The sequence below is a fragment of the Leisingera sp. genome (assembly GCF_034669605.1).
Lineage (GTDB): Bacteria > Pseudomonadota > Alphaproteobacteria > Rhodobacterales > Rhodobacteraceae > Leisingera.
Genome location: NZ_JAXMOX010000049.1, coordinates 1 through 25,887 on the forward strand (window position 1 = coordinate 1; position 25,887 = coordinate 25,887).

A 25,887-nucleotide genomic window follows, 5' to 3' on the forward strand; every position below is an offset into this window, starting at 1 on the left:
GATCAACCGCCGACACGCTGGCCGTCGGCACCCGCACCGCGGCGCCGCTGACCCGGCCTTTCAGATGCGGCAGCACCTCGTCGATCAGATGCATCGCCGAGGTGGTGGTCGGCACCATCGATTGCGCGCCGCCGCGGGAGCGGGCGAAATCGCCGCGCGGCGCGTCCACCATCGGCTGCGAGTTGGTGTAGCAATGGATTGTGGTCATATGGGCGGTGTCGATACCGGCGATGCCATCCAGCAGTTTGACCAGCGGCGTCAGACCATTGGTGGTGCAGGAGGCATTGGAGACGATCCGCGCGTCGCCGAGGCTCTCCTCGTTTGCCCCCAGCACCACGGTCAGCTCCGCCGCGGGGGAGGGGCCGGAGATCAGCACCTTGGCGGCGCCCGCCTTGATGCCGCGTTCGGCGACATCCGAGGTGCGGGCAATGCCGGTGCATTCCAGCACCAGATCAACACCGGACAGATCCACGCGTGTCAGGTCGGACGCATGGCTGACAGGAATGCTGCGGCCCATCACCTGCAGCGCCTCATCGCCGTGCGCCACCGGATGGGCAAAGGGGCCGAAGGTGCTGTCGTATTGGAACAGATAGGCGCACATGTCCAAGGGTGCGATATCATTAATCCGCACCACTTCGATGCCGTCTCCGCGCGCCGTGGTCAGGATCTGGCGCAGGATGGCGCGGCCAATGCGGCCGAATCCGTTGATTGCAAGTCTCATGCGCAATCTATGGCAGGCGCGCTTGGGCCGCTCAATCCATCGCCGCCGGGAAAATGATCACATTTCCCAAGAGGATGTTTCAGAAAAACGCTGCAAAACCGCAGAGCCGTCAGACGCGCTGCTATTTGCGGCAGATCATCTGGGCGTAGTAGGTGCCGGTGATATTGCGCACCATGGTGTCCAGGTTGACGCTGCAGCCGGTGGCCGCGCGCAGGGCCCGCACCGCCTGGCGCGCGGTCAGGACCGCAGGCGGGCGGAAGGGCAAATGCTCCAGGTTCATCCGCGTGGCGCTGTAGCGGCCCGCGGTGTCCGCGACCGGGAAAACCGCCCAATTGCGGCCCAGAACGGAAACCACGGTGCCTTCGGCATCCTTGGCGGATGCGGCCGGAGCCAGCGCGGCGCACAGGGTGGTGCACAGGGCGGCGGCCAATACAGTCTGTTTCATCATCGAAATGCTCCTGCGGAAATATCCGGTGTCAGCCTAGCAAGGGCGGCGTGCATTACAAGAAGGGGTTTCCGGCGCAGATGTCAGAGGTGGTCCACCGCCTCGGCCTGGCGCAGCTCCGCCGCGCACAGCTGCAGCCCGCGCAGGAGCCGTTCTGCATCCGCCTGCGGCCGCTGTCCGCGCGGGGCAGAACTGCCCGCAACGACGGGCGTATGGCCGGGGCGCGAGACCGGTACCGCATAGCCGGTGATGCCGCCCTCGAACTCGCTGTCGGTGATGCAATAGCCTTGTTCGCGGGCCTGTGCGACACGCTCAAGGATGGCGCCGGGATCGGTCAGCGACTGGCCGGTGTGGCGCGGCACCTGCGTCTTGGCCAGCACCGACGCCGCCTCCTCTTGCGGCAGCCCGGCCAGCAGCATCCGCCCCAGGCTGGTATGGGCGAGCGGAATGTGCGAGCCGGCGGTGAAACCATAGGTGATATGACCATGATCCACGGTCGATTGCGCCAGCAGCAGCACCCGCCCCTGATCCAGCATCGCCAGCGTCACCTCGACCTCCATCTGCCGGGCGTGGCGGTTCAGTACCGGCTGCACCCGGCGGCCGAACTGGTTGGCCTGCAGGAACCCGCCCGCCAGTGCCAGCACCCGCGGCGTCAGCGCCAGCATCCGCCCGTCCTGGCGCAGATAGCCCGCCTGCACCAGCGTCAGCGCGCCGCGCCGCGCCGTGGCCCGGTCCTGGCCGGTGCGGCGGGCGATCTCGGCCAATGTCAAGCTGGGCGTCGCCGCGTCGAACACTGCCAGAACCGCCAGCCCCTTGGCAAAGCTCGAAGAAACATTCCTGTCCTGTTCAGCTGTGGTCATCTGATGCTGCCCGTCCCGATTGTGAAAACGCCGCTGCCTGCGGCGGTTTTGTGCGAATGCCGGAAACAATGTGCGATCTGCGAACGCTGTCAAGCGGCAAAGCCGCCGGAACCGCTGCTTTGCGCCGCCGCGCCTGGGAAATCTCCACCGGGTGCTGGACGCGCCCCTGGTTCCGGTGCAATTTCAGGCAGCCCGCTAGCCAAGAGGCCGCCCATGGCACATGAATTCACATCCGGCAAACTGGCCCGCCTGGGGCTGCTGAGTGCCGAGGATTGCCGTCAGGCGGCGGAGATCACTTCCCGCGCGCAGTTCGACGGGATCGAGACGGTGCGGGTGCTGTTCCCCGATCAGCACGGGGTTTTGCGCGGCAAGACGGTGATGGCCGGCGCCTTTGCCAGCGTCTTTGACCGCGGTCTCAACGTGCCTGCGACGCTGTTGCTCAAGGATACCTCGCACCGCAATGCCTTTCCGGTCTGGGAGGGCCGCACGGGCCTGGCCGGGCCGATGCGGGGCGCGGGCGACGTGCTGCTGGTGCCGCGCCCGGATACCTTCCGCGCGCTGCCCTGGTCCGGCCATTCCGCCTGGATCTTCTGCACACCGGTCTATCCGGACGGCAGCCCGGTCCCGTTTGCATCCTGCGGCGTGCTGCAGCGGGCGGTCGAGGCATTGGAGGGGCAGGGGATGGCGGCCAGCTTCGGGCTGGAGGTGGAGTTTCACATTTGCAAGCTGGCCGGCCGTTCCGACGGCGGCGATGCGGCAGGCGGCCCCGGTGCGCCGGAGCAGCCCCGCAGCCTGACGCAAGGTTATCAGTATCTGGCTGAAACCTGCTATGGCGAAGCGGAGGGCGTGCTGGACCTGCTGCGCCGCAATGCCCAGAAACTGGGCCTGCCGGTGCGCTCGGTCGAGATTGAAATGGGGCCCGGTCAGGTGGAATTCACCTTTGCCCCCGGCGGCGCCATGGCCCAGGCGGATGCGATGGTGATGTTTCGCACCATGGTCAAGGAAGTTTGCGCCCGCAATGGCCTGCACGCCAGCTTCATGGCCAAGCCGCGGCTGGACAATGCCATGGCCAACGGCTGGCATGTGCATCAGTCGCTGCAGGATCAAGCCAGCGGGCGGCAGATGTTCATGCCGGAAACCGCTGGGGTGCTCAGCCCGCAGGCCAGCGCCTGGATGGCGGGGCTGCTGAAATACGCCACGGAAACATCGCTGCTGATCGCGCCGACCGTCAACAGCTACAAACGCTATCTGCCGTTCCAGCTGGCCCCGAACCGGATCGGCTGGGGCGAGGACAACCGCGGCGCCATGCTGCGGGCGCTGATGCAACCGGGCGATACCGCCAGCCGGATTGAAAACCGCGCACCGGACAGTTCGGCCAACCCCTATTACGCGCTGGCGGCCCAGATCATTGCAGGCTTGGCGGGGATCACCGAAGGGCTGGAGGCGCCGCCGCCGACGCTGTCGCCCTACGGCGAAGACTCCGACCGCCTGCCGCGCTCGCTGGGCCAGGCGCTGGAGGGGTTCGGCGGCTCGCTGATGTGCCGGGCGGCGCTGGGGGAGGCATTCACCAGCTACCTGCTGCAGCTCAAGCACTTCGAGTGGGAGCGCTATCTCGACACCGTCAGCGAATGGGAGCAGGCGGAGTATTTCAACCTGTTCTGACCGCACAGGGGATCGGGGCCTGGCCCGTAAAAACGCAGGAAACCCGCGATTTGCCATCTTGATCGGAGACCAGCACCGTTGATAGCGTATACCCGCGCATGCAGAGGCCGGCAGGACCGGCTTTCTTTTTCCTGCGGCATCCTTTACGGCGGCCGAACCCGCACCAAAACCCCAAGCCTCTTCCAAGGAAAAAACGACGATGAAATACACCGAAGAACACGAGTGGCTGCTGCCCGAAGACGACCTGATCACCGTTGGCATCACCGCCCATGCCGCCGAGCAGCTGGGTGAAGTGGTCTTTGTGGAGCTGCCGGAGGTGGGCACCGAGGTTTCCAAGGATGAGGAAATCGTGGTGATCGAATCGGTCAAGGCCGCCTCCGACATTCTGGCACCGCTGGACGGTGAAGTGGTCGAAGTGAACGAGGCGCTGACCGATGATCCCGGCAAGGTGAACGAGGACCCCGAAGGCGGCGCCTGGTTTTTCAAGCTGAAGCCCGCGGATCTGTCGCCGATGGACGACTACATGGATGAAGCCGGCTACAAGACTTTCATCGGCTGATTTTCCCGCCCGCCGTGTTTTCCGCCCGGCGGGCGGTTCCCGTCTGGCATCACGATCCTGCCAGCGCGCCTGTGCAACCGCAGGCGATGTCCTACCATCCGGTCGATACCTGCAATCCAAACAGGAGACGCGCTATGACCGGTTTTTCGGGCCTCAAAGCCCTGTTCATCAACACCTCCCTCAAGAAAGACGGCAGCAAAAGCCACACCCGCCTGCTGATGCAGGCTTCATCCTCGATCATGGAAAAGAACGGCGTGGAGGTCGAACATCTGCATATCCTGGACCACATGGTGCCGCCCGGCGTTTATCCGGACATGACCGGGCATGGCTGGCCGCAGGACGACTGGCCCAAGCTGTGGGAGAAGGTGCTGGCAGCCCGGATCCTGGTGATCGGAACGCCGATCTGGCTGGGCGAGGAAAGCTCGGTCTGCCGGATCCTGATTGAGCGCCTGTACGGCATGAGCGGGGAGCTGAACGATAAAGGGCAGTCGATCTTTTACGGCAAAACCGGCGGCACAGTCATCACCGGCAATGAAGACGGCATCAAGCATACCGCGATGACGCTCTGCTATGCGCTCAGCCATCTCGGCTTCACCATTCCGCCGCAGGCCGACTGCGGCTGGATCGGCGAGGCCGGGCCGGGGCCGTCTTATGGCGATGAAGTGGAGGGCAAGCCCGCCGGCTTTGAAAACGAGTTCACCCAGCGCAACACCACGATCATGACCTGGAACCTGATGCATCTGGCGGCGATGCTGCGCGATGCGGGCGGCTATCCGAATGAGGGCAACGACCGCAAAGCCTGGTCTGCCGGCTGCCGGTTCGACTATGAAAACCCGGATTACCGCTCCTAGCCGGCCTGCCGCGCCCCTGGCTGGCGCAGTTGGCCGCCTTACCCCTCTGCCGGAAACAAGGCAGCGCCTCCGGCGGGAGTGTTGAAATCCAGAAAGAAGCAGGGCGGGCGCTGCAGGCCGGATCAATACCCCAGCTGCCGGACCATTTCATGCAGCAGGTCTTGTCCGGCTTCAATCCGCCGGTAGTTCTCCACCACATCCGCCAGTGCATCGCCCAGATGCCAGCCTGACACACGCGGTGTGAGGGTGACCTGCGGATGCCTCCACAGCGGGCTGTCTGCGGGCAGCGGTGCCGCGCGTCAGTCCAGCCGCCGCACCAGGATCTGGTTGCCATCGCCGCGTTTGGTCTCAAACAGCTTCAGCGAGGAAATCAGGTCGCTCAGCTTGCGCTTGCCATAGCTGCGGGTGTCAAAATCCGGCGCCGCCGCGGTGATGTACTGGCCGATCTGGCCCAGCGTGTACCATTCGTCGTCCTGATCGATCGCGTCCATCGCCCGCACCACCAGTTTGGTCGGATCCGCCAGTTCCGCCGGAGCATTTCCGTTGCCGCCGTCGTCTTCTTTCTTGGGTTTCGGCTTCGGTTTGCCCGGCTCATCCAGCAGGTTCTCGACATAGATGAACCGCTTGCAGGCCTGCACGAATGCCGCGGGCGTCTTGCGCATGCCCATGCCGAACACATCCACCCCCTGTTCGCGGATGCGGCTGGCCAGGCGGGTGAAATCGCTGTCGGAGGAGATCAGCACAAAACCGTCGAAACGGCCCGAATGCAGGATGTCCATCGCGTCGATCACCAGGGCTATGTCCGAAGCGTTTTTGCCGGTGGTATTGGCGAACTGCTGATGCGGCACGATCGCCAGCGCGGCCAGTTTCTCCTTGTTCCACCCCTGGGGGCTGCCGCCGGCGAAATCGCCGTAGATGCGACGGATGCTGGCCTCGCCGAACGAGGCGATTTCCTCGAACATTGCCTCGGCGTATTTGGCCGAGATGTTGTCGGCATCGATCAGGACAGCCAGAAGCGGGGGCTTTTCAGGTTTTGCCATTGCTGCGTGTGCCTCTTGTGTAATGGGGCGGGCAGGGGGCTGGTTGTGCCCTCTGGCGCATTGTCGGGGTTAAGTATGTGCAGCGCCCTGCGGGATGCAAGAGCCGGGTCAGGCAAAAGGGTCGTCGGGGTAGCCGACCCGCGCCAGATACAGCCCGTGGCCGGGGCAGACCGGTCCGCAGGCGGCGCGGTCGCGGGCGTCCAGCGCGGCCTTCACATCCGCAGGTTCCCAGGCGCCGGCACCGGCCCGCTCCAGCGTGCCGACAAAGCTGCGCACCTGGTTGTGCAGAAAGCTGCGGGCGCGCACGTGGAAATGGATCTCCGGCCCGGAAAACCCCTGCACCCGCTCAACCCGCAGCTCGTCCAGCGTCTTGACCGGGCTGGCCGCCTGGCAGATCGAGGAGCGGAAGGTGGTGAAATCATGGTTGCCGACCAGGTGGCTGGCGGCTTCCTGCATGGTGTTGGCATCCAGATCATGGCTCAGCTGCCAGACCTGGCCCGCGTCATGGGTGGCGGGCGCGCGGCGGATCAGGATGCGGAACAGATACTGCCGCTCCACCGCCGAGAACCGCGCGTGCCAGCCGTCATCGACCCGCGCGCAGTCCACGATCGCCACCGGATCGGGTTTCAGATGGTAATTCAGCGCCTCTGACAGGCGGAACGGGTCCCAGTCCTTGGCCATGTCGCAATGCGCCACCTGTCCCAGCCCATGCACACCGGTGTCGGTGCGCCCGGCGGCGGCAATCGTGTGCTCCCCCGGTTCCAGCCGCGCCAGCGCAGCCTCGATCGCCCCCTGGACGGAGGGCTGATCCTTCTGCCTTTGCCAGCCGGCAAAAGGCTTCCCGTGGTATTCGACTTTCAAAGCAAAACGCGGCATAAGCGGGCAAGTAGCAACGCAACACAGCCGGGGCAAGCCCCGCGTGCGCTCTGGTAACCCGCAGGCAGGCTGCCTATCTTGACAGCAGCAAGAACAGAGCAGGATCAGGGCCTTGGTGATAACCTCCCTTGCAGATGGGGTGATGAACGGTGTGGAGAACGTCGCCAGCGGCCTGTCATCGGCGCTGTTCGGCCGGCCCTTGCGGCTGGGCGTGACCGGATTGGCGCGCTCCGGCAAGACCGTGTTCATCACTTCTCTGGTGGCCAATCTGCTGGACCGGGGCCGGATGCTGCAGCTGAATGCGGCCCGCGACGGACGGATTGAGACCGCCTTTCTGCAGCCCCAGCCTGACGACACCGTGCCGCGGTTTGACTATGAAAACCACCTCGCGGCCCTGACCGGGCCGTCACCCCGTTGGCCGGACAGCACAAGGGCAGTGTCCGAGCTGCGTCTCAGCCTGAAGGTGCGGCCCGCCGGCTTGATATCGGGGCTGCAGGGGCCGCGCACGCTGCATCTGGATATCGTCGACTATCCGGGCGAGTGGCTCCTGGACCTTGCTCTGCTGGACAAATCCTATGCCGAATGGTCCGCCGATGTGCTGCCGCGCATCGCCAGCCGGCCCCAGGCTGAACGGTTCCTGTCGGAGAAATCCAAGGCTGTCCCCGCGGGGACGCATGACGAGCCGCAGGCGCAGGCGCTGGCCGGGGCCTACACCGCGTACCTGACCGCCGCCCGCGCCGCCGGTTTCTATGACTGCACCCCGGGCCGCTTCCTGCTGCCCGGCGACCTGGAGGGATCGCCGGTTCTCACCTTTGCGCCGCTCCCGCCGGAACCCGCCGCCCCGCGCGGCAGTCTCTGGCGCGAGATGGAACGGCGGTACGAAGCCTATAAGTCCAAGGTCGTCAAACCTTTCTTCCGCGACCACTTTGCCCGCATCGACCGGCAGGTGGTGCTGGTGGATGCGCTGTCGGCGATCCATTCCGGCCCGCAGGCGGTGGAGGACCTGCGCCATGCGATGGCGGATATCCTCAGCGCGTTCAAACCGGGCCGCAACCGTTTTCTGACCAGGCTCTTGGGCGGGAAACGGGTCGAGAAGATCCTGTTTGCCGCCACCAAGGCTGACCATCTGCACCACGCTCAGCACGCCCGTATGGCTGCAATCATAGAGGCGCTGACCCGCGAAGCACAGGACCGTGCCCGTTTTGCAGGCGCAGAAACCGCAGCCCTTGCGATTGCCTCTTTGCGGACCACGACAGAGGAAATGCGCACTCATAACGGCACTGAGCTGCCCTGCGTGCGCGGCACCTTGCTGGACAGCGGCAAGCAGGCGGCGTTTTACCCCGGGGCGTTGCCCGAAGACCCCGCGCACCTGCTGGCACCTGCGCGCCAAGGGGCGGACCGCTGGCTGGAGTGTGATTATCAGGCAATGGCTTTTGCGCCGGTTCCGCTTACTCTGAAACACGGCAGCGGTCCGCCGCATATCCGCCTCGACCGCGCTGCCGAATTCCTGATCGGAGATGCCTTGTGACCCTCGTCTTGCGCGCAGCAACGCCCCTTGATGCCGGTTCGGCGGGGGAGATCCTCTACCGTTTCCAACAGGACACCGAATGGATGCCGAAGCTGTACACATCCGCTGAGGCAGTTGCCTTCTGCGGCCTGATGATCGACCGCGGCTGGGTCACTGTGGCGGTGCGGGGCAGACGCGTGCTGGGCTTCCTGGCCCGTGACGGCGCCGAGGTCTGCGCGCTTTACCTGGCGCAGGGTGCCTGCGGGCAGGGGGCAGGCAAGGCGCTTCTGGATGCCGCCAAGGCTGCCGCCCCGCGGCTCGTGCTCCACACCTTTGCCGCCAATACCCGCGCACAGCGGTTTTATCAGCGGCAAGGCTTTGCCGAAACCGGCCGCGGCGATGGCGCAAGCAATGAGGAAGGCCTGCCGGCCATCACCTATGAATGGCGCAGCTGCCAGGAGGCGGTGGCATGAGCAGCAAGCCGGTTCTGATTGACCTCGCGGGCGAGACGGATGCCCCTTCGGTGACCGAGGCGCCGCCGGTGCCCGAGCCGCAGGCCGCCGCAGCCGGGCCGCCGGCGATGGAACAGGCGGCCCGGATTGCCGCCCGCCGCCCCTCGCGGCTGGCACGCTGGTTCTGGGTGCTGCTGGTTGCGGTCGTTGGCGCCATGGCTTCGGTTGCCGCTTGGGATTTTGCGGCTGGGCTGATCGCACGGGTTCCGCTGCTGGGCTGGGCAGTCAGTGCCGGGCTGGCGGTTCTTCTGCTGCTGGCTTTTGCGATGGCCCTGCGCGAACTGGCGGCGCTGTCCCGGCTGCGGCGCGTCGATACGCTGCGGCAACAGGCCGAGGCGGCAGCGGACCTGTCCGCCGCCCGCGGCTTCACCGCCCGGCTAGAGGGGTTTTACAAGGGCCGCGATGACCTGGCCTGGCAGCTGGCCCGGCTGGCAGAGCGCCAGGCCGAGGTGATGGACGGCGACGCCCTGCTGCTGCTGGCAGAGGAGGAACTGCTGGTGCCGCTGGATGCGCTGGCGCTGCGCGAGGTCGAAGCCGCCGCCCGGCAGGTTGCCACGGTCACGGCGCTGGTTCCGATGGCGCTGGCGGATGTGGCGGCGGCACTGGTTTCCTCGCTGCGCATGATCCGCCGGGTGGCAGGGATCTACGGCGGCCGGCCCGGGTTCTTCAGTTCCTGGCGGCTGACCCGGGCGGTGCTGGCGCATCTGGCGGCCACCGGGGCCGTGGCCGCAGGCGATGATCTGCTGGAGCCGGTGCTGGGCGGCTCGGTGCTGTCGAAACTCTCCCGCCGTTTCGGAGAGGGGCTGGTGAATGGCGCATTGTCGGCCAGGGTGGGGATTGCTGCCATGGAAGTCTGCCGCCCGATGCCGTTTTCTGCGCAGCATAAGCCCAGTACCCGCAAGGTGGTGCAGCGGGCGCTGACCGGGCTGTTCTCCAAGGCCGGATAAGCAGCGCGCCAGGCTCATGCACAGCATGAGCCGCACCCAAGCCTGCCTGGGCGGCCTGGCCGGGCCAGGGCTCCTGCAGGCGCGGGAGCATCCGGCAGGCCGCGCTCAGAACAGTTTGGGCGGCTGGTCCTTCGGCTGGCGCATCGCCACGATACCGGTGCGGAAGCCCTCGCCGATGCGGTCGGCCAAGGCCCCCCACTGCAGCGCGGTCCGCTCCGGCAGCTCGGTCCGCAGAACATCGTGGAACAGACCGAGCCACAGCGGGAAATGCTCTGCTTTCACGTCCGGGCGGCTGACATGCTCGCGCATCGGATTGCCGCTGTAGCTTTTCTCCCGCAGGATCGCATTGCGCCAGAAGCCGGCGATTTTCTCCTCATGCTCCGGCCAGTCCGCAACATGGGCGGCAAACACCGGGCCGAGCACGTCGTGGGACCGCACCCGGACGTAGAAGACGGCAACAACGCGGGCGATCTCGCCGGCGCTGATGTCGAACCGCGCCAGCGGAACTTGCGTTTCGGTGTTGGTCATGGGGGCTCCGCTCTGCTGGGTCCGGCTGATAGATAGACACAGCAGGCCCCATGCGGAAGGGGGGGCGGGCGTATCTGCCGCATCTCACCGCTTTACCCTTTGGCGGGACCATCCTATAAGGCACTTCATGTCCCTATTCGCGGCCATCATTATTCGAATTATATCCCCGGCGCTCTGAAACCATTGAGCCGCCGGGCAAAGGCGCTTGAGCCATCGCGCCGAACCGAATATCCCGATTTCCAGCCTTGATCATCCAAAGGACGCCCCCGATGTGCGCCGACACGCCTCAGACGCCTGACTACAAAGACACCCTGAACCTGCCCAAGACCGCCTTTCCAATGCGTGCGGGCCTGCCCAAGCGGGAGCCTGCCTGGCTGGAACGCTGGGCGGAGATCGGGGTCTATGACCGCTTGCGCGAGAAGGCCGCCGCGGCCAAGGGCACTGACGGCGCGCGCAAGCCCTTCACCCTGCATGACGGCCCGCCCTATGCCAACGGCCACCTGCACATCGGCCACGCGCTGAACAAGACCATCAAGGACATGATCGTGCGCTCGCATCAGATGATGGGCTTTGACGCGCGCTATGTGCCGGGCTGGGACTGCCACGGCCTGCCGATCGAATGGAAGATCGAGGAGCAGTACCGCAAGAAGGGCAAGAACAAGGACGCGGTGCCGGTGGTGGAATTCCGCCAGGAATGCCGCGCCTTTGCCGACAGCTGGGTCGATGTCCAGCGCGAAGAATTCAAACGGATCGGCATCACCGGCAACTGGGATAATCCCTATCTGACCATGAACTACCACGCCGAGGCGGTGATCGCGGATGAGTTCATGAAATTCCTGATGAACGGCACGCTGTATCAGGGCTCGAAACCCGTGATGTGGTCGCCGGTCGAGAAAACCGCGCTGGCCGAAGCCGAGGTTGAGTATCACGACAAGGAAAGCTTCACCATCTGGGTGAAATTCAAGGTCGCCGAGGCCGGCGGCTTTGTTCCCGCGGATGGCGAGGATGCCGATTTTGCCGGCGCGGATTCCGCGCTGGTGGCGCAGGATCTGGAAGGCGCCCATGTGGTGATCTGGACCACCACCCCCTGGACCATCCCGTCGAACAAGGCGGTGGTCTACGGCGCCGAGATTGCCTATGGCCTGTACGAGGTCACCGGCACGCCGGAGGAATGCTGGGCCAGCACCGGCGAGCGTTTCCTGCTGGCCGACAACCTGGCCGCTGACGTGTTCAAGCGCGCCCGCCTGGGCGAGGATCAATACACCCGCCTGCGCGGGGTCTCGGCCGAGGAACTGTCCAGCCTGTCGCTGAAGCATCCGCTGGCAGGCGCCGAAGGCGCGGGCGGTGAATGGGACGGGATCCGCGATTTCCGTGCGGCCCCCTTCGTGACCGACACCGAAGGCACCGGCTTTGTTCACTGCGCGCCGTCGCACGGGATGGAGGAATTCGAGCTTTACCGGGATCTGGGAATGCTGGAGCAGGTCATCACTTACAACGTGATGGACGATGGCGGATTCCGCGCCGATCTGCCGTTCTTCGGCGGCAAATACATCCTCAACCGCAAGGGCGGCGAGGGCGATGCCAACAAGGCGGTGATCGACAAGCTGGCCGAGGTCGGCGGCCTGCTGGCGCGCGGCAAGATCAAGCACAGCTACCCGCATTCCTGGCGCTCCAAGGCGCCGATCATCTACCGTAACACGCCGCAGTGGTTTGCTTCTGTCGACCGTCAGCTGGACGACGGCATGGATGAGATGGGCACCAGCATCCGCGAACGCGCGCTGCGTTCGATCGACGAGCTGGTGAAATGGTGGCCGCAAACCGGCCGCAACCGCCTGCATTCGATGATCGAAAGCCGCCCCGACTGGGTGTTGAGCCGCCAGCGCGCCTGGGGCGTGCCGCTTACCTGCTTCACCAAAAAAGACGCTCTGCCCACCGATGCGGACTTCCTGTTGCGCAATGACGAGGTGAACAAGCGCATCGTCGCCGAGTTCGACGCCCATGGTGCGGACGTCTGGTATCAGGAGGGCTTCAAGGCCAAGGTGCTGGACGGCATCGTTGATGCGGACGCCTATGATCAGGTGTTCGATGTGCTGGACGTGTGGTTCGATAGCGGTTCGACCCATGCCTTTGTGCTGCGCGACCGCGAGGACGGCACCGAGGACGGTATTGCCGACGTCTACATGGAAGGCACCGACCAGCACCGCGGCTGGTTCCACTCCTCGCTGCTGCAGGCCTGCGGCACCAAGGGGCGCGCGCCGTACCGCAATGTGGTGACACATGGGTTCACGCTCGACGAGAAGGGCATGAAAATGTCCAAATCGCTGGGCAACACCATCGTGCCGGAAGAGGTCATCAAACAGTACGGCGCCGATATCCTGCGCCTGTGGGTGGCTCAGACCGATTACACCGCAGACCAGCGGATCGGGCCGGAGATCCTGAAAGGCACCGCCGACAGCTACCGCCGCCTGCGCAACACCATGCGCTTCCTGCTGGGCAGCTTGAGCGATTTCACCGAAGATCAGCGCGTGGAGCCGTCGGATATGCCGGAGCTGGAGCAATGGGTTCTGCACCGGCTGGCCGAGCTGGACAGCAAGGTGCGCAGCGGCTACCAGACCTTTGATTTTCAGGGTGTGTTCTCGGCGGTGTTCAACTTTGCCACCGTGGATCTGTCGGCCTTCTACTTCGACGTCCGCAAGGATGCGCTGTATTGCGACGGCGACACGCTGAACGCCCGTGCTGCGCGCACCGTGCTGGATATCCTGTTCCACCGCCTGACCACCTGGCTGGCACCGGTGCTGGTGTTCACCATGGAAGAGGTCTGGCTGGAGAAGTATCCGGGCGCGGGCAGCTCAATCCACCTGCAGGATATTCCCAGCACCCCCGCCGGCTGGCTGAATGAGGCGCTGGCGGCGAAATGGTCCAAGATCCGCCAGGCCCGCCGGGTGGTGACAGCCGCGCTGGAGGTGCAGCGCACCGACAAGGTGATCGGCGCCTCGCTGGAAGCCGCGCCGGTGGTGCATGTACGCGACAGCGAAGCGCTGAAGGCGCTGAATTCGGTGAACTTCGCCGATGTCTGCATCACCTCGGACATCCTGCTGACGAGCGATCCGGCCCCGGCCGAGGCCTTCAGGATGCCGGAAGTGGATGGCGTCTCGGTGGTGTTTGAGAAGGCCGAAGGCGGCAAGTGCCAGCGCTGCTGGAAGATCCTCCCCGATGTGGGCAATCACGCCCATGACGGGGTCTGCGGCCGTTGCGACAGCGCGCTGGGATAACCCGGCATTCAGCTTTTGAGTGTGTTTGGCGCCCGGCTTAATTGCCGGGCGCTTTCATTTCTGCGCTGTTCTTGCAGCATTTTCCGCACTTTTTCCGTGTGCAGCCTTGTGTATTGCCAAATTGAAACCCCCTAGATGTTGACCGGTTTTTCACAATTGATTAAGAAATCGTTAATTCAATGCAAGGTTTCAGCCGAAATTTATTAAGGCATAGGGCGGGGGCAGTATTTTATGCTGAAGCGGAAAGCGGACGTGCAGCGGGCGGCTGTGCCGGGCAAGCCGCGCGGTGCATCTATCCGGATTGACGGGGTGTCGGCACCAACGAATATGAAAATCGGGCTGGTTACGGTCCGCTCCGGGCCAGTGCCGCAGCCTGCTGTTGAGAGGGCAAAGCCTGCCTCGCCGAAACCCGCAGCCGTCATGGCGGCGAAACCCGCCGGTTCCGCGGCGGATGAGCAAAAGATTACCCCGGAACCGCAGCCCTTTGCGCCGGTGCCGGCTGAGGGCGGCAGCACGCTGGCTAAGCTGGGCCTGGCAGCAGCCGGCCTGGCAGTGGCTGCGGCGATGCTATTGTATTTCCAGTTCAGCGGCGGAGACCCGGCTGCACCAGCTCAGCTGCCTGGCCTGCAAAGGACGGCAGCGGACGGCGCCGGCGGCGAAGACGCCATGGTCGCCCGCATCACTGCCGGCACCCTGGCCGCGCTGCGCAGCAAGCGGGTAAATCCTGAAAGCCGGACCCAGGCGGCAGCTGCCGTTCCGGCCGCAGGCACAGCGCTCTACAAGTTGGTGCTGACCGCCGCGGTCCAGGGCCAGTCCGGCGCCTATATCGACCAGCTGGTGAACGCGGCATACGAGCGCAAGGAAATCACCGTGCCTGCCAGCCTGATCGGGGCTGACGGGCGGGTTGATACGGCAACGCTGCTGGTCCTGTTCGTCGGCAACTGATCTTTGCGCCGGGGCCGTTCCCGTTTGCCCTTCGGGTGGGTGCCGGAGCAGGCCAGGGACCATTCATAACAACCAGAACAACGGGTGCTGCAGACCGGAACCGGCTGCGGTGCAGATTATTTCCCGGGGGGACTATGAAGAAATACATTGCAGCCGCTGCCATGGGCCTGCTTGCCTTTGCAGCCAATTCTGCTGCGGCCGGGACCTGCGGCGGGGTCTATGCCGTGCAGCCGGGCGACAGCCTGTCGGTGATCGCGGACAAGCTGTACAAGGACGCGGGCAAATGGAGCGCGATTCACAGCCGAAACATTGATACCATCGGCCCCAAGCCAAGTGGCTTGCGTGCCGGCATGGCTCTGTCGCTGGCCTGTCTTGAGGGCCTGCCTCTGGGCCTGGAAGGCGGCAAGGAAATCTCAGCCAGCGTGCCGGTCGAGGCCAAACCGGTGCAGATCGCCTTTGGCAGCGCCGAGGTGCGCCACCGCATCAACCTGCTGACCGCGGATGACTTTGCCCCCTTCACCGGCAAGGACCTGCACAACGGCGGCATGATGACCGACGTGCTGAATGCCGCAATGCGCCATGCCGATCCGGAGCAGGGCTACGCCGTGCATTGGGTCGACCTGTGGACGGCGCATGAAGAGCCGCTGCTGTCGAACGCGCTGCTGGACGCGGGATTTCCCTGGTACAAGCCGGACTGCGAAAACAGTCCCGAAGAACCGCGCTGCAAGAATTTCCTGTTCTCGGATCCGATGTTCGAAGTTCTGGTGCTGATGTTCACCGACAAGGCGCGGCCCCTGGCCTTCACCAGGGACGAAGACCTGTTCGGCAAGACCTTCTGCCGTCCGCAGGGCTATGAGACGTATCTGTTCGAACAGCAGGGCCGCCACTGGCTGCGCGACGGCAAGGTCGAGGTGGTGCAGCCGCTGACCACCGCCGAATGCTACGCGATGGTGCTGGACGGCAAGGCGGATGCGGTTGTGATGAACGAATTCACCGGCCGTGCGCAGATCAAGGAGCTGGGCCTGTCGGACCGTTTTGATGCGGTGCCGGAGCCGATTTCGATCCAGGCGCTGCATGTGATTGTCCACAAGACTCACCCCAAGGCCCAGCATCTGATGGAGATGGTCAACGCGTCGCTGCGCGGCATCCGCCAGAACGGCACCTATCAGGCGATCATCGAAGATCACATGGCCAGGGTCTGGGCCGGATATTGAAGGGGAAAAGCATGCTGAGCAGATTCTGCCGCCGCCTGCCGGGCTATGTCTTGGGCCTCGGGCTGCTGCTGGGGCTGCTGCCCTCGGCGGCCCTGGCGATCTGCGATGTGGAATATGTCGCGCAGCCGGGTGACAACCTGTTTTCGATCGCTGAAACCCATTATGGCGACCGCGAGCGCTGGACCATGATTTACTACCGCAACCAGGATGTTCTGGCCGGCTCGTCGGTGGTGCCGGGCCGCAAGCTGCAGATCCCCTGCATCAAGCAGGCGAGCGCACCGGACGCCACCCCGCTGCGCGGGCAGCAGGCCGAGATGACGCTGCTGACCGGCGGCGGCTATGCCCCCTTTACCGGCCGCGGGCTGCCGGGCCAGGGCATGGTGACCGAGCTGGTCAATGCAGCGCTGGAACTGGCGCCTTCGCCGGTGTCTTACGCAATCAGCTGGGAGGATGACTGGTCCAGGCATCTGTTTCCGATGCTGGACCAAAAGGAATTCGATATGGGTTTTCCCTGGCTCAAACCGGATTGCGCGGCGGAGCCGGACAATGAGCGCTGCGCGAATTTCCACTTCTCGGACCCGGTGATGACGCTGCCGATCATGCTGTTTGTGCGGCAGGACGATCAGTTTGCCTTTAGGGAAGACAGGGATATCGAGGGCAGAACCTTATGCCGCCCCAAGGGCTATTTCACGCATGATTTGAACCGCGCCGGCCGCCGCTGGCTGGACGAGGGCAAGATCACCCTGGTGCAGCCGCAATCACCGGCTGACTGTTTCCGCATGGTGTCCCGGCGCCAGGTGGATGCGGTGGCGGTGAACCTGTTTCTGGGCGCCAGCACCATCGTCCGGGAAGGTCTGCGCGACACGGTGCTGCCGCTGGAAAAACCGCTCTCCGTGGAAGGCTTGCACGTGGTGATTTCCAAACGCCACTGGCGCGGCACCCCGCATCTTTACCGGATCAATGCAGGGTTGAAAAAGCTGCGCGACAGCGGCCGGTTTGAAGACATCATGTCGCGCCACCTGGAGCTGTTCTGGGCCCAGCTGCGGTGATGCGATTGGCGGGCCTGCAGGATCAGAATGCCTTGCGGGCCTCCAGATACCGGGCCTCGGCGGCCATGGCGGAGGCCGTTTTCGGGCCTGCCTGAAAGCCGCTCGCCAGGTCCAGGTAATAGGCCGCCATGTCGAGGCCGTTCAATTGTTTCAGCCCCAGTGCCTCGGTCCGGGCAGCCGCACGGGCAGGGCCGACGTGCTGGGGGATCAAGGCATCCGGGCGTTCACCGTTCAACACCTGTTCGCGGGTAATGCTGCGGGCCAGGCCCTGGGTGCTGCCCGCGATCAGCGGTGCATCCACCTGCTGGCCGCCTGCTTCCGCGATTGCCGGCTGCCGCTGGTAGGCGGCCTGCATCTGTTTCATGGTGTTGTACAGGCTGGCGGTGCTGGAAACTGCAGTAATCATTAAACTCATCCTTAATACCGTTCTTGAAACTTACTTTATAATAATTTGATGTAATGTGGTGGGGATTTCTCAACACTGGTTAATGAGCCGTTAATACCTTCGGCCGGGCATCGGGCGGAAAGCAGCAAGGCCAGAGGTCCTGCGGCTGGCACCTGTCCTGCCGGGGATGCGTGCGATGCCAGGGGCGAAAAGGGATAATCATGGTTTCAGACAGTCTCGAAACACCCGTTGGGGCGCTCAGCGTGACGGAACGCGACGGCGCCATTGTGCGGCTCGCCTGGTCCGCGCAGTCAACCGGCCGATCGGCGCTGCTGGACAACGCCCTGGCGCAACTGCGCGCGTATTTTGCCGGCCGGCTGACAGAGTTCGACCTGCCGTTGCTGGTGGAGGGATCGGACTTCCAGCGAAGGGTTTGCGATGCGATGCTGGCAATCCCTCTGGGGGAAACCCGCACTTATGGCGATATTGCCCGGGAGCTGAATGCGCCGCCGCAGCCGGTTGGCAATGCCTGCGGCAGCAACCCGATCCCGGTGATCATTCCCTGCCACCGGGTGCTGAGTGCAACCGGCCTGGGCGGATTTTCCGGGTCGGGCGGGGTCGAAACCAAAGTCGCGCTTCTGAAACACGAGGGCGCCGCCAGCCTGCTGATCTGACCGCTCAGATTATCCATGCAGCCGCGTCCGGCTTCCTTCTGGCCTGAAATACTCCGGGGTGAATGCGCCCTGCAAGGGCGCAGAAGGGCTGTGCCCCTCAGCGCTGCGGGCTCACGGGTGGGACGCCGAGCGGCGCTGTTCAGGAATGATCTGCTGGGCAACGCCGACAAACAGCAGGTAGACCGACGTCACCACCAGCCCCCAATGCGCCCAGCTGGCGGGGTGGAAATCAACCCAGGCGGCCCAGCCGGCAAAGAAGGTCCAGGCCAGCGCCATCGGCAATGACAGCTTGCGCCAGCGCACGGTGCGCACCGGATGAATGAATTTCAGCGGCAGGAACATCGCCACGGACAGCAGCGTCACCAGGATCAGGCTGGTCCAATGGCTCGGCTCCAGCGCAAAGATCACCAGCACCAGCATATTCCAGCAGCCGGGAAAGCCGGCAAAGGAATTGTCCTTGGTCTTCATCCTGGTGTCGGCGAAATACATCGCGCTGCCAAAGGTGATCACGATGATCGCAAACCAACCGGTCCAGCCCGCCATCAGCCCCGATTGGAACAGCGCAAAGGCAGGAATGAAGACATAGGTCAGGTAGTCGATGATCAGGTCCAGCAGCACCCCGTCGAATTCCGGCGAGTAGCGTTTGACGTGATAATGCCGCGCCAGCGGGCCATCCACGCCGTCAACGGCAAAGGCAACCACAAGCCAGACAAACATCAGGCTCCAGTTGGCACCCGCCGCAGCCAGCATCGCCAGCATGGCGAACACGGCACCGGTTGCAGTCAGCAGATGAACGGAAAGGGCGCGGATCTGAGGTGTCATGCGCCCGTGATGGCGAATTTGCCCCGATCCCGCAAGCGTTCAATGCAGCTTTGGGCGGAATTCCGTACCTTTGAAGAATTGGATACGGGCCATCCGCTGGCCAAAGGGAACGGGGTCGGTGATATCAGGCGGGGAGAAGGGCGCCCTGGAGGGCCGGTCGCGTGTCCGCTCCCAGGGTTGCGTCCCGGGCGGCGGGGCAGGGGCGGCAGGGGCGCCATCGGCAAACAAGGCTGAATAGCCGGAACTGGTCATGGCAGAATCCTTTCTGGATCAATGTCTGCCATCAAGCCCGCAGCGCCTTAACAGCAGCTTTCCCGCTGCCGTGAAAATAGAGCGCATTTTAACAATGCAGATGCGCCGCAGCGCTAGCCGCAGCAGGCGCCGCTGGTCTGCACCGGCGGGCAGGGGACACTGCCGTAAGAACAGAAAACGCAGCAATCCCCGGGTTTTGGCCGCAGCAAGGCGCGGCAGGCCGGGCATTCATGAAACCACTGACAGCTGTCCTGCGGCATTTCTTCCGCGGTCTCATGCCCGCAAAAAGGACAGCTGAGAACGCTGATCAGGACCGGGGAACCGGGTTCAGTTGCAGACATGCGGCAGACCTTTCTGAGATCAGCAAAGGCCAGCCAGGCCCCGGGGTCAAGTCATGCCTTGGGGTGCGCCCGCATGTAGACCTCCATCAGATGGGTGGTGTCCACCGCTGTATAGGCCTGGGTGGTCGACAGGGATGCGTGCCCCAGCAATTCCTGAATCGCCCTCAAATCGCCGCCTGCCTCCAAGAGATGGGTGGCAAAGCTGTGGCGCAGGGCGTGCGGGGTTGCGGTTGCGGGCAGGCCCAGCTGGGCGCGGGTGCGGGCCATCACCCCCTGGATCTGGCGCGGGTTCAGCGCGCCGCCCCGCACACCGCGGAACAGCGGCGCGCCCGCCTCCTGCGGATGCGGGCACAGCTCAAGATAGCGCGCCACCGCATCGCGGGCGGCAGGCAGTACCGGCACCACCCGCTCTTTCCTGCCCTTGCCGAGAATGCGCAGGACCGGCGGCAGCGGCGCGGCACCGCCCTTCAGCCCCAGCGCTTCGGAGATCCTGAGCCCGCAGCCGTAGAGCAGCGTCACCACTGCCACATCGCGCGCCGCAACCCAATCCTGCTGCGACTGCAGCTCCACCGTCTCCAGCACCGCCTTGGCGGCCTCCGGCGCCAGCGGGCGGGGCAGTTTCTTCTGGAACTTGGGGGAGCGCGCCAGCAGCACCGCGGCCGGTTCAAAACCTTCGCGTTCCGCCAGCCAGCGGTAGAAATTCTTCACCGCCGACAGCTTGCGCGCCAGCGACCGCGCACCGGTGCCCGAGCCGCGCTCCGACGCCATCCAGGCGCGCATATCAGCGGTGGTGATCCGGGCCAGCGCCCCCAGGCCCTGGGGGCCGCCGGAATGCGCTGTCATAAAGACCAGAAAAGCACTGACATCGCTGCGATAGGCGCTCAGCGTGTTGGCAGAGGCATCCTCCAGCCCGGCCAAACGCTCCAGCCAAAGCTGCAGGGCGTCGCGGCAGGCCGGGGAGATCAGTGTCATGACAGCCAGCAGCGCATCGCGCGTTCGAAGACGCCGGCGAAAAACGCCAGCAGATCGGTGCCCTGCATCGGCGAGAACTGATGCGGGTCTTCCGAGCCCATTACCAGCATGCCGGGCAGGCGGCCCTCGCCCAGGTCCAGCATCAGGCAGGCCTCGGAGCGGATCCGCTCCGCTTTCGGGCCGTAGACACGCGGGCTGCCGCCCTGGGTCTGGCGCAGGGTCACAATGCGCTGGCTGCGGGGCTGGCCGGCATAGCTTTCGGTGAACCCGGGGCCTGACAGCTTCAGGGCGCCGGACTTGCGTTCAATCTCGGCGCCGCCGGGCTGGGCGGTCTCCAGCACCAGCGTCAGCGACTGCACCCGCAGGATCTCCGGCATTTCCTGTTCCAGGCAGGCCAGGAAGGCGGCGAAGTCCTGCGGCTCCAGCAGCCGCAGCACGGCGCGGTGGATCAGGTTGGTGCCGGCCAGGTTGTCATAGGCCGCGGCGATCACCGAACGGTGGGTGTCTTCCAGCCGGTCGAGCCGGGCCGCCAGCCGCTCCATCGCGATGCCGCGCAGGTCGACCACGTTGGAACCCATCGCGCGCTCATTGGCGGCGACAAGCGCATTCATCAGGTGCTGGTCCTCCAGCACCGCATCGGGTTTGGCGAGGATCGCCTCGCGCAACTGGTCTTCCAGGCTGGCTGAATTGCTTGAACTGCTCATGATTGAAACTCTTGCGGCTCCGGACCTCTGACGGGTTTGGATCCGTATATAACATGGGAACCGGGCTTTGCTGCGGAAAAATGCAGGGGCAGCGGAAATTGCCGCGGCGGCGTCAAGCGCCGCTGCAGGTGCGCTGCCGGGCCCAAGCCCCCGCACGGTCCGGTGCCAGCCGGGAAACGCAGGGCGCGCGGGAGTGCTCAGCCGATGGCAGGCATCTTTGAAACAGAAAGCAGCGAACAAAAAAGGCGCCCGGAAACCGGGGCGCCTTTCTCTGTTCTGTGTCCACGAGGCAGAATCAGAGGATTTTGATTTCAGCCGCTTTGATATCGGCCAGGAAAGCATCCAGGCCTTTGTCGGTCAGCGGGTGGTTCACCATCGACTTGATCACCGCGGGCGGCGCGGTGATCACATCGGCGCCGATCCGGGCCGAGTCCAGCACGTGGTTCACCGAGCGGATCGAGGCCGCCAGTATCTGGGTTTCAAACCCGTAGTTGTCATAGATGGTGCGGATGTCTTCGATCACTTCCATGCCGTCCAGGTTGATGTCATCCAGACGCCCGATGAAGGGGGAGATGAAGGTCGCGCCCGCCTTGGCCGCCAGCAGCGCCTGATTGGCAGAGAAGCACAGGGTCACATTCACCATATGGCCATCATCGCTGAGGGTCTTGCAAGCTTTCAGACCGTCCCAGGTCAGCGGTACCTTGACGGCGATGTTCTCGGCGATCTCGACCAGCTTGCGGCCTTCGGCGATCATGGTTCCGGCGTCGGTTGCGGTCACCTCGGCAGAGACCGGCCCATCGACCAGATCGCAGATCTCCTTGGTCACTTCGATGATGTCGCGGCCGGATTTCTTGATCAGCGAGGGGTTGGTGGTGACACCGTCCACCATGCCCAGATCGTTCAGCTCGGCAATCGCGTCGATCTCGGCGGTATCTACGAAGAATTTCATGGGGCAGTCCTTTGGATGGGTTGGCCTCGGTCGCCACAGCCTTTACCTCATGGATATACGGGCGGCAACACGGGCGGCAGGATGAGCGGGCAGGAGTTCTTTCAGGCAGGCGAACGGGTCGGGGTGCTGACCACGCAACCCCTTGACCGGCTTCTGGATTACCGTGCGCCGGAGGGCGGCTGTTTCCTGGGGGCCTATGTCGAGGTGCCGCTGGGGCCGCGCAAGGTTCTGGGGGTGGTCTGGGGGCCGGGCGCGGGGGATTTCGATTCGGCCAAGCTGCGCGCGGTGATCCGGGTGCTGGACGTGGCGCCGATGCGCGCAGAGATGCGCCAGTTCCTGGCCAAGGCCGCCGATTACACCCTGACCCCGATGTCCGCGATGCTGCGGCTGGCCACCCGCGCGCCGGGGCTCAGCGATCCGCCCTCAATGCGCAAGATCCTGCGCCGGGGCGAGGGCGCACCAGACCGGATGACCGAGGCCCGCAGCCGTGTGCTGGAAGTGATGGAGCAATACGGCGGCCTTGCCTTCACCCCGCGCGAACTGGCCGGTATGGCGGATGTGACGCCTTCGGTGGTGAAGGGGCTGGTGAAACAGGGCGCCCTGCGGGAGGAGGAAGCCCCGCGCGATCTGCCGTATCCGCAGCTGAACCCGGACCTGCCCGGCAAGGCCTTGACCGAGGATCAGGCTGCCGCCGCCGCCGCTCTGGCGGAGGGCGTGCAGAGCGGGCGCTATGGCACCACGCTGCTGAAGGGGGTCACCGGCTCTGGCAAGACGGAGGTCTATCTGGAGGCGGTCGCGGCCTGCTTGCGCGCCGGACGGCAAGGGCTGGTGCTGCTGCCGGAGATTGCGCTGACGGCGGAATTCTTGACCCGGGTGGAGGCGCGGTTCGGCGCCAAACCCGCCGAGTGGCACTCGGGCGCCACTATGACCGAGCGCCGGCGGGTCTGGAAAATGGTCGGGCAAGGGGCCGCCGGCCTGGTGATCGGCGCGCGCTCGGCGCTGTTCCTGCCGTTCCGCGACCTTGGCCTGATCATCGTTGATGAGGAACACGACACCTCCTACAAGCAGGAAGACGGCGTTCTGTACAACGCCCGTGACATGGCGGTGCTGCGGGCAGCGATGTGTTCGGCCCAGGTGGTGCTGGCTTCGGCCACGCCCAGCCTCGAAAGCTGGGTCAATGCCGAGGCGGGCAAATACAAGCGCCTGGATCTGACTGCGCGGTTTGGCGCCGCGGTGCTGCCGCAGATGCGGTCGGTGGACATGCGCAGCGAAGACCTGCTGCCCTCGACCTGGATTTCCCCGACGCTGAAACAGGCAATGAAGCTCAGGCTGGAGCGCGGCGAGCAGTCGCTCTTGTTCCTGAACCGTCGCGGCTTTGCGCCGGTCACCATCTGCCGCGCCTGCGGTGCGCAGGTGGCCTGCGACCATTGCGACGCGCGGATGGTGGAACACCGCTTCATGAAACGGCTGATGTGCCACCAGTGCGGCGAAACCAAACCGGTGCCCGAGGCCTGCCCGTCCTGCGAAGTGGAGGGCAAGATGGCGCCGGTCGGCCCCGGCATCGAGAGGCTGGCCGAGGAGGCCACCGGCCTGTTCCCGGAAGCGCGGATCGCGGTGCTGAGTTCCGACCTGTTCGGCTCCGCCCGCGCCCTGAAACGCCGGATCGAGGAGATCGCCAGGGGCGAGGCCGACATCATCCTGGGCACTCAGCTGGTCGCCAAGGGGCACAATTTCCCGCTGCTGACACTGGTCGGGGTGATCGACGCTGACCTGGGGCTGCAAGGTTCGGACCTGCGCGCCGCAGAGCGCACGTTCCAACTGATGCGCCAGGTGGCGGGCCGCGCAGGCCGCGCCGAACGGCCGGGAGAAGCCTTGATGCAGACGTTCCAGCCGGAACATCCGGTGATCCGGGCGATCCTGTCGGGGGATGAGGAAAGCTTCTGGAAGGCCGAGGCTGCCGAGCGCCAGGCGGCGGGGGTGCCGCCCTATGGACGGATGGCGGGGATCATCCTGTCGGGGCCGGATCTGGCGGCGGTTTTTGACTTGGGCAATGCGATGGCCCGCAATGACGGCGCCCTCCGCCAGATCGGTGCGCAGGTGTTTGGACCGGCGCCCGCGCCGATTGCCCGCGTCCGCGGCCGCCACCGGGTGCGGCTGCTGGTCAAGGCCGCCAAGGGCGTGCCGCTGCAGGAGGCGATCGCCCGCTGGACCGCGCCGTTGCGCCTCAAAGGGGACTTGCGGCTGAGCATCGACATTGATCCGCAGAGCTTTTTCTGACACTGCGGGCGGGGACGGGGGCTTTGCCCCCGGCGTCCTGACGGCCGGCTCCCCCAGAGTATTGGGGACCAGAAAGAAGCGGTCTTCCCCTTTTCTTGTAATACCCCGAAGCGCGAGGTTGGGCCTCGTATTTCCCATTGCCGCCGACCGCCCGCACCTCTGCGCGCTGATGCGGAGCTTGATGTGCGGGCGCGATTTCCCTCTCGCCAGGCGCGTCGAAGCGGCGTAAACCCGAGCCCATGTTCAGACCCATGCCCCTCTCCAGCGCCCAAGGCCTGCCGTTCTGGCGCCGTCCGGTGACGCTGCTGTTCCTGATGGCGCTGGCGATGCCGATCGCCTTCAACGCCTGGAGCGCGCTGCTCAATAATTTCGTGATCGAGGCGGCGCAATTCGACGGCGCCGATATCGGCCTGTTGCATACGGTGCGCGAGATCCCGGGCTTTCTGGCTGTTGGGGTCATCGCGGTCATTCTATTTGTGCGGGAGCAGGTGCTGGGGCTGATCTCGCTTGTCTTGCTGGGGGCGGCCACAGCTGTCACCGCCTGGTTCCCCTCGCTGGGCGGGCTGCTGATGGTGACGCTGCTCAGCTCGATCGGCTTTCATTATTACGAGACGGTGAACCAGTCGCTGCAGCTGCAATGGCTGTCCAAGGAGAAGGCACCGCAGACATTGGGCTGGCTGGTCGCGGCAGGCTCAGCGGCGACGCTGGTGGTCTACGGGCTGATCGTGCTGACCTGGGACAGGTTTGATCTGGCCTATAACACCGTCTTTCTGGCCGCAGGCGGGGCAACGGTGCTGATCGCGCTGTTTGCGCTCTTTGCCTATCCGCAGTTCGACGCGCCGCATCCGCAGACCAAGAAGCTGATCCTGCGAAAACGCTATTGGCTGTATTATGCGCTGCAGTTCATGGCGGGGGCACGGCGGCAGATCTTTGTGGTTTTTGCCGGCTTCATGATGGTCGAGAAATTCGGCTTTGATGTGCATGAGCTGACCGGGCTTTATCTGATCAACCTGGTGATCAACATGGTTGCAGCGCCGATGCTGGGCAAGGCGGTGGCGATGTTCGGAGAGCGCCGCACGCTGATCCTGGAATACAGCGGGCTGGCAATTGTCTTTGCGTCTTATGGCGGGATCTATTGGTTCGGCTGGGGGGTGGCGGTTGCGGCGGTGCTTTACGTGATCGACCACGTGCTGTTTGCGCTGGCGCTGGCGCTGAAAACCTATTTCCAGAAAATCGCCGATCCCGGCGACATCGCCCCCACCGCGGCGGTGGCCTTTACCATCAATCATATCGCGGCGGTGTTCCTGCCGGTGCTGCTGGGGCTGTTGTGGGTGTTTTCGCCGGGGATGGTCTTTGTTCTGGCGGCAGCCATGGCGCTGGTGTCGTTGTCCCTGTCGCTGCTGATCCCGCGCCATCCTGAACCTGGCAACGAGACCATCTTCAGCAAATACGCAAGCCCGGCGCCGGCTGAGTAGCCCGGCAGCCCGCGGCGCCAGCCGCGCGGCGGGCGCCCGCGCACACAG

Annotated in this window: 25 protein-coding genes; 13 read left to right on the forward strand and 12 right to left on the reverse strand. The window is 64.8% G+C overall.

What is annotated here, in order from left to right:
• The 3 genes from VOI29_RS08325 to VOI29_RS08335 form a co-directional block, all read right to left on the reverse strand.
• A partial coding sequence (locus tag VOI29_RS08325; RefSeq protein ID WP_323777787.1) for a type I glyceraldehyde-3-phosphate dehydrogenase occupies nucleotides 1–721 on the reverse strand: 721 nt, incomplete at its 3' end.
• 121 nt (nucleotides 722–842) lie between these two features.
• Complete coding sequence (locus VOI29_RS08330) at nucleotides 843–1,169, reverse strand: hypothetical protein (RefSeq protein WP_323777788.1); 327 nt, start codon at nucleotides 1,167–1,169, stop codon at nucleotides 843–845.
• An 80-nt stretch (nucleotides 1,170–1,249) separates the two neighbouring features.
• The gene (locus VOI29_RS08335) at nucleotides 1,250–2,026 is read right to left on the reverse strand and encodes an IclR family transcriptional regulator (RefSeq protein WP_323777790.1); all 777 of its coding nucleotides are present in this window, start codon (nucleotides 2,024–2,026) and stop codon (nucleotides 1,250–1,252) included.
• A gap of 213 nt (nucleotides 2,027–2,239) precedes the next feature.
• Between VOI29_RS08335 and VOI29_RS08340 the strand changes: the two genes are divergently transcribed.
• From VOI29_RS08340 to VOI29_RS08350, 3 genes are all read left to right on the forward strand, one after another.
• Complete coding sequence (locus VOI29_RS08340; RefSeq protein ID WP_323777792.1) at nucleotides 2,240–3,688, forward strand: glutamine synthetase family protein; 1,449 nt, start codon at nucleotides 2,240–2,242, stop codon at nucleotides 3,686–3,688.
• A gap of 199 nt (nucleotides 3,689–3,887) precedes the next feature.
• Nucleotides 3,888–4,247 (forward strand): glycine cleavage system protein GcvH, encoded by a 360-nt coding sequence (gcvH, locus tag VOI29_RS08345; protein WP_323777794.1) that lies wholly within the window; start codon nucleotides 3,888–3,890, stop codon nucleotides 4,245–4,247.
• Nucleotides 4,248–4,381: 134 nt separating this feature from the next.
• Nucleotides 4,382–5,098: a flavodoxin family protein gene (locus VOI29_RS08350; protein WP_323777795.1), complete on the forward strand. Its 717-nt coding sequence runs from the start codon at nucleotides 4,382–4,384 to the stop codon at nucleotides 5,096–5,098.
• 299 nt (nucleotides 5,099–5,397) lie between these two features.
• On the opposite strand, the gene VOI29_RS08355 is transcribed toward VOI29_RS08350, so the two are convergent.
• The gene (locus VOI29_RS08355; protein WP_323777797.1) at nucleotides 5,398–6,138 is read right to left on the reverse strand and encodes an NYN domain-containing protein; all 741 of its coding nucleotides are present in this window, start codon (nucleotides 6,136–6,138) and stop codon (nucleotides 5,398–5,400) included.
• Nucleotides 6,139–6,246: 108 nt separating this feature from the next.
• On the reverse strand, nucleotides 6,247–7,014 hold the full coding sequence (gene truA / locus VOI29_RS08360; RefSeq protein WP_323777799.1) for a tRNA pseudouridine(38-40) synthase TruA: 768 nt from the start codon (nucleotides 7,012–7,014) through the stop codon (nucleotides 6,247–6,249).
• Nucleotides 7,015–7,126: 112 nt separating this feature from the next.
• Between truA and VOI29_RS08365 the strand changes: the two genes are divergently transcribed.
• The 3 genes from VOI29_RS08365 to VOI29_RS08375 are packed head-to-tail and all read left to right on the forward strand — an operon-like array spanning nucleotide 7,127 to nucleotide 9,980.
• Nucleotides 7,127–8,542 (forward strand): YcjX family protein, encoded by a 1,416-nt coding sequence (locus VOI29_RS08365; RefSeq protein ID WP_323777801.1) that lies wholly within the window; start codon nucleotides 7,127–7,129, stop codon nucleotides 8,540–8,542.
• A complete protein-coding gene (locus tag VOI29_RS08370) occupies nucleotides 8,539–8,994 on the forward strand; it encodes a GNAT family N-acetyltransferase (RefSeq protein WP_323777803.1) in 456 nt (151 codons plus the stop codon). Before VOI29_RS08365 ends, VOI29_RS08370 begins: the two co-directional genes overlap by 4 nt.
• The gene (locus tag VOI29_RS08375; RefSeq protein ID WP_323777805.1) at nucleotides 8,991–9,980 is read left to right on the forward strand and encodes a TIGR01620 family protein; all 990 of its coding nucleotides are present in this window, start codon (nucleotides 8,991–8,993) and stop codon (nucleotides 9,978–9,980) included. Before VOI29_RS08370 ends, VOI29_RS08375 begins: the two co-directional genes overlap by 4 nt.
• A 105-nt stretch (nucleotides 9,981–10,085) precedes the next feature.
• Here the strand turns inward: VOI29_RS08375 and VOI29_RS08380 are convergent, their stop codons facing one another.
• Nucleotides 10,086–10,508 carry a group III truncated hemoglobin gene (locus VOI29_RS08380; RefSeq protein WP_323777807.1) on the reverse strand — a complete coding sequence of 141 codons (423 nt, stop codon included), beginning with the start codon at nucleotides 10,506–10,508 and terminating at the stop codon, nucleotides 10,086–10,088.
• A gap of 269 nt (nucleotides 10,509–10,777) precedes the next feature.
• On the opposite strand from VOI29_RS08380, the gene ileS reads away from it, so the two are divergent.
• From ileS to VOI29_RS08400, 4 genes are all read left to right on the forward strand, one after another.
• A complete protein-coding gene (gene ileS / locus VOI29_RS08385) occupies nucleotides 10,778–13,780 on the forward strand; it encodes an isoleucine--tRNA ligase (RefSeq protein WP_323777808.1) in 3,003 nt (1,000 codons plus the stop codon).
• A 420-nt stretch (nucleotides 13,781–14,200) separates the two neighbouring features.
• Complete coding sequence (locus tag VOI29_RS08390) at nucleotides 14,201–14,725, forward strand: hypothetical protein (RefSeq protein ID WP_323777810.1); 525 nt, start codon at nucleotides 14,201–14,203, stop codon at nucleotides 14,723–14,725.
• Between the two features lie 134 nt (nucleotides 14,726–14,859).
• A complete protein-coding gene (locus VOI29_RS08395; protein WP_323777812.1) occupies nucleotides 14,860–15,939 on the forward strand; it encodes a transporter substrate-binding domain-containing protein in 1,080 nt (359 codons plus the stop codon).
• Between the two features lie 11 nt (nucleotides 15,940–15,950).
• On the forward strand, nucleotides 15,951–16,988 hold the full coding sequence (locus VOI29_RS08400) for a transporter substrate-binding domain-containing protein (RefSeq protein WP_323777814.1): 1,038 nt from the start codon (nucleotides 15,951–15,953) through the stop codon (nucleotides 16,986–16,988).
• 22 nt (nucleotides 16,989–17,010) lie between these two features.
• On the opposite strand, the gene VOI29_RS08405 is transcribed toward VOI29_RS08400, so the two are convergent.
• Entirely contained in the window at nucleotides 17,011–17,394 is a 384-nt protein-coding gene (locus tag VOI29_RS08405; RefSeq protein ID WP_323777816.1) for a hypothetical protein, read from the reverse strand.
• A 200-nt stretch (nucleotides 17,395–17,594) separates the two neighbouring features.
• Here VOI29_RS08405 and VOI29_RS08410 point away from each other — a divergent pair, with 200 nt between their 5' ends.
• A complete protein-coding gene (locus VOI29_RS08410) occupies nucleotides 17,595–18,047 on the forward strand; it encodes a methylated-DNA--[protein]-cysteine S-methyltransferase (RefSeq protein ID WP_323777818.1) in 453 nt (150 codons plus the stop codon).
• A 111-nt stretch (nucleotides 18,048–18,158) separates the two neighbouring features.
• On the opposite strand, the gene VOI29_RS08415 is transcribed toward VOI29_RS08410, so the two are convergent.
• The 5 genes from VOI29_RS08415 to fsa form a co-directional block, all read right to left on the reverse strand.
• Nucleotides 18,159–18,869: a phosphatidylcholine synthase gene (locus tag VOI29_RS08415; protein ID WP_323777819.1), complete on the reverse strand. Its 711-nt coding sequence runs from the start codon at nucleotides 18,867–18,869 to the stop codon at nucleotides 18,159–18,161.
• Nucleotides 18,870–19,234: 365 nt separating this feature from the next.
• On the reverse strand, nucleotides 19,235–19,462 hold the full coding sequence (locus tag VOI29_RS08420) for a GDCCVxC domain-containing (seleno)protein (protein ID WP_323777821.1): 228 nt from the start codon (nucleotides 19,460–19,462) through the stop codon (nucleotides 19,235–19,237).
• 51 nt (nucleotides 19,463–19,513) lie between these two features.
• The gene (locus VOI29_RS08425; protein ID WP_323777822.1) at nucleotides 19,514–20,434 is read right to left on the reverse strand and encodes a tyrosine recombinase XerC; all 921 of its coding nucleotides are present in this window, start codon (nucleotides 20,432–20,434) and stop codon (nucleotides 19,514–19,516) included.
• Nucleotides 20,431–21,138: a DUF484 family protein gene (locus VOI29_RS08430; protein WP_323777825.1), complete on the reverse strand. Its 708-nt coding sequence runs from the start codon at nucleotides 21,136–21,138 to the stop codon at nucleotides 20,431–20,433. The genes VOI29_RS08425 and VOI29_RS08430 overlap by 4 nt, the downstream gene beginning before the upstream one ends.
• A gap of 295 nt (nucleotides 21,139–21,433) precedes the next feature.
• Nucleotides 21,434–22,087, reverse strand: a complete 654-nt coding sequence (fsa, locus tag VOI29_RS08435; protein ID WP_323777826.1) for a fructose-6-phosphate aldolase — start codon at nucleotides 22,085–22,087, stop codon at nucleotides 21,434–21,436.
• A gap of 81 nt (nucleotides 22,088–22,168) precedes the next feature.
• Here fsa and VOI29_RS08440 point away from each other — a divergent pair, with 81 nt between their 5' ends.
• The gene (locus VOI29_RS08440) at nucleotides 22,169–24,364 is read left to right on the forward strand and encodes a primosomal protein N' (protein ID WP_323777828.1); all 2,196 of its coding nucleotides are present in this window, start codon (nucleotides 22,169–22,171) and stop codon (nucleotides 24,362–24,364) included.
• Nucleotides 24,365–24,603: 239 nt separating this feature from the next.
• On the forward strand, nucleotides 24,604–25,839 hold the full coding sequence (locus VOI29_RS08445) for an MFS transporter (RefSeq protein WP_323777830.1): 1,236 nt from the start codon (nucleotides 24,604–24,606) through the stop codon (nucleotides 25,837–25,839).
• Nucleotides 25,840–25,887 lie beyond the last annotated feature (48 nt).

What these genes read in the sequence shown, in the direction of transcription:
- VOI29_RS08410 (WP_323777818.1), top strand. Translation starts at nt 17,595, where the DNA reads ATGGTTTCAGACAGTCTCGAAACACCCGTTGGGGCGCTCAGCGTGACG.
- VOI29_RS08380 (WP_323777807.1), bottom strand. Translation starts at nt 10,508, where the DNA reads ATGACCAACACCGAAACGCAAGTTCCGCTGGCGCGGTTCGACATCAGC.
- VOI29_RS08330 (WP_323777788.1), bottom strand. Translation starts at nt 1,169, where the DNA reads ATGATGAAACAGACTGTATTGGCCGCCGCCCTGTGCACCACCCTGTGC.
- VOI29_RS08355 (WP_323777797.1), bottom strand. Translation starts at nt 6,138, where the DNA reads ATGGCAAAACCTGAAAAGCCCCCGCTTCTGGCTGTCCTGATCGATGCC.
- VOI29_RS08425 (WP_323777822.1), bottom strand. Translation starts at nt 20,434, where the DNA reads ATGACACTGATCTCCCCGGCCTGCCGCGACGCCCTGCAGCTTTGGCTG.
- VOI29_RS08350 (WP_323777795.1), top strand. Translation starts at nt 4,382, where the DNA reads ATGACCGGTTTTTCGGGCCTCAAAGCCCTGTTCATCAACACCTCCCTC.
- ileS (WP_323777808.1), top strand. Translation starts at nt 10,778, where the DNA reads ATGTGCGCCGACACGCCTCAGACGCCTGACTACAAAGACACCCTGAAC.
- VOI29_RS08335 (WP_323777790.1), bottom strand. Translation starts at nt 2,026, where the DNA reads ATGACCACAGCTGAACAGGACAGGAATGTTTCTTCGAGCTTTGCCAAG.
- VOI29_RS08390 (WP_323777810.1), top strand. Translation starts at nt 14,201, where the DNA reads ATGGCGGCGAAACCCGCCGGTTCCGCGGCGGATGAGCAAAAGATTACC.
- truA (WP_323777799.1), bottom strand. Translation starts at nt 7,014, where the DNA reads ATGCCGCGTTTTGCTTTGAAAGTCGAATACCACGGGAAGCCTTTTGCC.
- VOI29_RS08340 (WP_323777792.1), top strand. Translation starts at nt 2,240, where the DNA reads ATGGCACATGAATTCACATCCGGCAAACTGGCCCGCCTGGGGCTGCTG.
- VOI29_RS08375 (WP_323777805.1), top strand. Translation starts at nt 8,991, where the DNA reads ATGAGCAGCAAGCCGGTTCTGATTGACCTCGCGGGCGAGACGGATGCC.
- gcvH (WP_323777794.1), top strand. Translation starts at nt 3,888, where the DNA reads ATGAAATACACCGAAGAACACGAGTGGCTGCTGCCCGAAGACGACCTG.
- VOI29_RS08415 (WP_323777819.1), bottom strand. Translation starts at nt 18,869, where the DNA reads ATGACACCTCAGATCCGCGCCCTTTCCGTTCATCTGCTGACTGCAACC.
- VOI29_RS08445 (WP_323777830.1), top strand. Translation starts at nt 24,604, where the DNA reads ATGTTCAGACCCATGCCCCTCTCCAGCGCCCAAGGCCTGCCGTTCTGG.
- VOI29_RS08420 (WP_323777821.1), bottom strand. Translation starts at nt 19,462, where the DNA reads ATGTCTGCAACTGAACCCGGTTCCCCGGTCCTGATCAGCGTTCTCAGC.
- fsa (WP_323777826.1), bottom strand. Translation starts at nt 22,087, where the DNA reads ATGAAATTCTTCGTAGATACCGCCGAGATCGACGCGATTGCCGAGCTG.
- VOI29_RS08405 (WP_323777816.1), bottom strand. Translation starts at nt 17,394, where the DNA reads ATGATTACTGCAGTTTCCAGCACCGCCAGCCTGTACAACACCATGAAA.
- VOI29_RS08400 (WP_323777814.1), top strand. Translation starts at nt 15,951, where the DNA reads ATGCTGAGCAGATTCTGCCGCCGCCTGCCGGGCTATGTCTTGGGCCTC.
- VOI29_RS08440 (WP_323777828.1), top strand. Translation starts at nt 22,169, where the DNA reads ATGAGCGGGCAGGAGTTCTTTCAGGCAGGCGAACGGGTCGGGGTGCTG.
- VOI29_RS08395 (WP_323777812.1), top strand. Translation starts at nt 14,860, where the DNA reads ATGAAGAAATACATTGCAGCCGCTGCCATGGGCCTGCTTGCCTTTGCA.
- VOI29_RS08430 (WP_323777825.1), bottom strand. Translation starts at nt 21,138, where the DNA reads ATGAGCAGTTCAAGCAATTCAGCCAGCCTGGAAGACCAGTTGCGCGAG.